The sequence below is a fragment of the Brevundimonas sp. genome (genome assembly GCF_036399195.1).
Lineage (GTDB): Bacteria > Pseudomonadota > Alphaproteobacteria > Caulobacterales > Caulobacteraceae > Brevundimonas.
The window spans coordinates 1-3,951 of the sequence record NZ_DASWNO010000157.1 but is presented as its reverse complement, the minus strand read 5'-3'; the positions used below and the strand labels follow the sequence as shown (position 1 = coordinate 3,951).

The window sequence follows — 3,951 nt, the reverse complement described above, 5'->3', positions numbered from 1 at the left end:
TTCAGCGCCCGCGCGGTCCCGCCGTCCCCCTCGGCCCAGGTCACGGTCAGCACGGCGGCGGCGCCGGTCGCCTGCAGCGGGCCGAACGGGGCGTTGAAGCGGACCATTCGCCGCCCGGGCCAGACCAGCACGGTTTCCGCGTGCTTGACCCCGCCCCGAGGCAGCGCCTCGCACCAACAGCCGCCCGGCGTCAGGTCGAGAGTGATGTTCGACGCCGACCCTGAATAGGTGTGGGCGTCGCTCCACCACGCGCCCGGGCGCGAGACGGCGGCGAAGATCGCCTCGGGCGAGGCCGTCACCGAGCGCTCGAAGCTCAGCGAGAAACCCGTGTCGGAGCGGCTGACCACCTCGGCGGCGGCCGGGGCAGACGAGAGCGCCAGCGCCGCAACGCATGCGGCCAGCAGGGTCTTGATCATCATCGGTGGAATCCTCCGTCCCGCATCGACCGCGCATCGGGGAGCCGCGTCAAGTCAGCCTGGGAGGCTCAGGCCGCCGTGAACGTCAGCGGCGCGCCCCAGAACTGGCTGACCAGGTCCGACTGCGGTCCGGCCTTGCCGCTGGTCAGGAAGTCGCGGCGGCCCGAGCCGCCCAGCGCATACTCCGGGTGCCGGGCGAAATAGCGGTCCAGCGCATCCGCCACGGCGGTGGGCTGGTGGATCACCGGGGTGCCGGGCGGCAGGGCGGCGGCGAACAGGTCGGCGACGATCTCGTAGTGGGTGCAGCCGAGGATGGCCTGGTCGGGATGGCGGCCGATGCGGCGGCGCAGGGCGTCCACATGGTCGTCGACCACCGTCTTCAGCTCCTCGGCCGGCGCGCCAAGCTCGATCAGACCGGCGAGGCCGGGACAGGGCTCAGAGAACACCGCCAGATCCTCGCGCCGCTTGTCGATCTCGATCTCATAGACCCGGCTCATCGCCGTGGCGGCGGTGCAGAACACGCCGGTGACGTCGATCGCCTCGATCTTGTCGTCGACGACGGTGCGCTCGTAGGTCCACGGCAGGCCGGTGGCCGCCTCGATGGTCGGCACGATGATGCCCAGCACGTTGATCGGGCGGCCGTGACGCGCACGCGCCTCCGGCACCCATGTCTGCTGCAGGCGGCGCAGGGCGATAGCGCTGGCGGTGTTGCAGGCCAGGACGATGACGTTGGCCCCGGCCTCGAACAGGCGGTCGCAGCCGAAGCGGGTCAGATCGACGATCTCCTCGCCGCCGCGCCCGCCGTACGGGGCGTTCGCCTGGTCCGCCAGATAGATGAAATCCCGCTCCGGGAACCGTCGCGTCAGCTCGCGATGGACCGTCAGTCCGCCCACGCCGGAGTCGAATACGCCAATCGCCATGGGCGGGCTTTAGACGGGCGGTCCCGCTGCGTCCATCCGCCGCCCGGCATCATTTCAAGCGGTTCAGGTGACAGTCAGGGCCGGGAGGGCTTAGGTTCACGGGAACGAAGCCCCCGACGGAGTTTTCCATGCACAGACGACATCTTCTCATCGGCGGAGGCAGCCTTCTGGCCCTGTCCGCCTGCGCCTCGAACGGAACGCCCATGGCGGGATCGACCCCGGCCGCTACCCTGCAGGCCGACGCCGCGGTCGCGCGCGCCCTGCTGCCGTCGCAGGCGCCGCGCGCGGAACTGCTGCAGCCGTGGATGGGACCCTATTCGGGGGTGCCGCCGTGGGACAAGGTCACACCCGCCAAGCTCAAGGCGGCGATGCTGGAAGGGATCGAGCTGCGCCGCGCCGAGATCGCGGCCATCGCCGACAACCCGGAGCCGCCGACCTTCGCCAACACCATGGTGGCCCAGCAGATGGCCGGAGAGCCGCTGCAGCGCGCCGGCGCCCTGTACGGCGTCATGACCGGCAACATCGGTTCGGCCGACTATCAGGCGATGGACCGCGAGATTTCGCCGATCCTGTCCGCCGCCGGCGACGAGATCACCTTCAACGAGAAGCTGTTCCTGCGGGTCAAGGCGGTGGCGGACAACGCCCAGGCAGCCGGTCTGACGCCGGAGCAGACGCGGCTGGCGACGCGCAGCCGCGACGCCTTCATCCGCAACGGCGCGGCGCTGAACGCCGCCGGCAAGGCCGAGTTGGGCCGGATCAACACCGCCCTGTCCAACGCCTTCACCAGCTTCGGCCAGAAGGTCGTGGCCGATGAGAACGCCTGGACCCTCATCCCGAACGAAGCCGGGGTGGCCGGTCTGCCGGCGTCCAACAAGGCCGCCGCCGGCGCCGCGGCGCGGTCGCGGAACCTGCAGGGCTGGGCCATCGTCAACACCCGCTCGAGCGTGGATCCGTTCCTGAGCTTCGCCGACGACCGGGCCTTGCGCGAGCAGGTCTGGCGCAAGTTCGTCAACCGCGGCGACAACGGCGGCGCCAACGACACCAACGCCATCATCGCCGAGATTGTCCGCTTGCGCGATCAGCGCGCCAAGCTGCTGGGCTTCCGCAACCACGCCGAATGGCGGATGCAGGACACCATGGCCAAGACCCCCGCGGCGGCCATGGAGCTGATGAACCGGGTCTGGGCCCCGGCCAAGGCGCGGGTCGTCGAGGAGGTGGCCGACATGCGCGCCATCGCCGGCCACGAGATCGAGCCGTGGGATTATCTCTATTATGCGGAGAAGGTCCGGAAGCAGAAGTACGACCTCGATCAGAACGAGTTGAAGCCCTATTTCGAGCTGGGCGCCGTCCGCAACGCCTCCTTCTACATGGCCGAGCGCTTGTACGGCTTCATCTTCACGCCCAAACCCCAGTCGACCGCCCCGGTCTTCCACGAAGACGTCACCCTGTACGAGGTCACCGACAAGGCCTCGGGCAACCTGATCGGTCTGTACTATGCGGATGATTTCGCCCGTCCGGGCAAGCGGTCAGGCGCCTGGATGACGACCTACAGGTCGTTCTCGACGCTCGACGGATCGAAGCCAATCCTGGCCTCCAACAACAACAACTTCGTCAAGCCGGGGGCCGGCGAGCCGCTGCTGATTTCGCTCGACGACGCCGAGACCCTGTTCCACGAGTTCGGACACGCCCTGCACTATTTCTCGTCGGTGGTGACCTACCCGAGCTACGGCAACACCCCGCGCGACTTCGTGGAATATCCGTCGCAGGTGCACGAGCACTGGGTGCTGTCGCGCCCGATCCTGGACCGCTTCATGAAGCACCACGAGACCGGCGCGCCCATGCCGCAGGAACTGGTCGACAAGGTCGAGGCCTCGGCCACCTTCAACCAGGGCTATGCGACCGTCAGCTACCTGTCTTCCGCCATGGTCGACATGGACCTGCATACGCAGGCCACGCCACCGACCGACATCGACGCCTTCGAGAAGGCCTCGCTGGCCCGTCTGGGCATGCCGCATGAGATCGTGATGCGGCACCGCCTGCCGCAGTTCAATCACCTGTTCACGTCCGACGCCTACTCGGCCGGCTACTACAGCTATCTCTGGTCGGAAGTAATGGACGCCGACACCTGGGCGTACTTCGAGCAATCCGGTGACGTATTCGACCCCGAGATCGGGGGGCGGTTCAAGACGATTATACTGGCGCCGGGCAACACCACCGACCGGGGCGACGCCTATCGCGCCTTCCGCGGTCGCGACCCGGATGTCGCCGCCCTGCTGCGGGTCCGGGGCTTCCCGGTATCCTGAGGCGTCACTGATCGGTCCGTCCGCTGAGGGCGGACCGATCAGCCTTGAGCGTTCAACTGGCGTCGCGGATCGTACGCGCCTGGTCACGGCTGGCGCGACCACGGGCATAGTCGTCCGAGCGCACGCCGGTGAGCTGACTCCTGGCCTCATTGCGGAACAGGACCGTGCACCGCGCCTGATCCATCGAGGAGCCGCTTCGGCAGGCGTCGCGCCCGGCGCGTGTGACGCGGAGGTCGAACTGTCGTGCGCCGTCATAAGACGAGAGATCAAGATCGCCGATGGCGATGCGATAATCGTGGGCGGCGACTGTTC

The 3,951-nt window shown here is 68.3% G+C and carries 4 protein-coding genes; 1 reads left to right on the top strand and 3 read right to left on the bottom strand.

Annotation, left to right across the window (positions count from 1 at the left end; translation table 11 throughout):
* Both VGB60_RS07250 and VGB60_RS07245 read right to left on the bottom strand, forming a co-directional pair.
* On the bottom strand, positions 1 to 419 hold a 419-nt coding region (locus VGB60_RS07250; protein WP_331037598.1), incomplete at its 3' end, for an ATPase.
* Positions 420 to 484: 65 nt separating this feature from the next.
* Entirely contained in the window at positions 485 to 1,336 is an 852-nt protein-coding gene (locus VGB60_RS07245; RefSeq protein ID WP_331037597.1) for a glutamate racemase, read from the bottom strand.
* 128 nt (positions 1,337 to 1,464) lie between these two features.
* Between VGB60_RS07245 and VGB60_RS07240 the strand changes: the two genes are divergently transcribed.
* A complete protein-coding gene (locus tag VGB60_RS07240; RefSeq protein ID WP_331037596.1) occupies positions 1,465 to 3,639 on the top strand; it encodes a M3 family metallopeptidase in 2,175 nt (724 codons plus the stop codon).
* A 52-nt stretch (positions 3,640 to 3,691) separates the two neighbouring features.
* Here the strand turns inward: VGB60_RS07240 and VGB60_RS07235 are convergent.
* Positions 3,692 to 3,951, bottom strand: a 260-nt coding sequence (locus VGB60_RS07235) for a UrcA family protein (protein WP_331037595.1), incomplete at its 5' end; no start/stop codon positions are given.

Bases quoted from the DNA above. Each gene is read 5' to 3' on its own strand.
- VGB60_RS07245 (WP_331037597.1), bottom strand. From the start codon at position 1,336: ATGGCGATTGGCGTATTCGACTCCGGCGTGGGCGGACTGACGGTCCAT.
- VGB60_RS07240 (WP_331037596.1), top strand. From the start codon at position 1,465: ATGCACAGACGACATCTTCTCATCGGCGGAGGCAGCCTTCTGGCCCTG.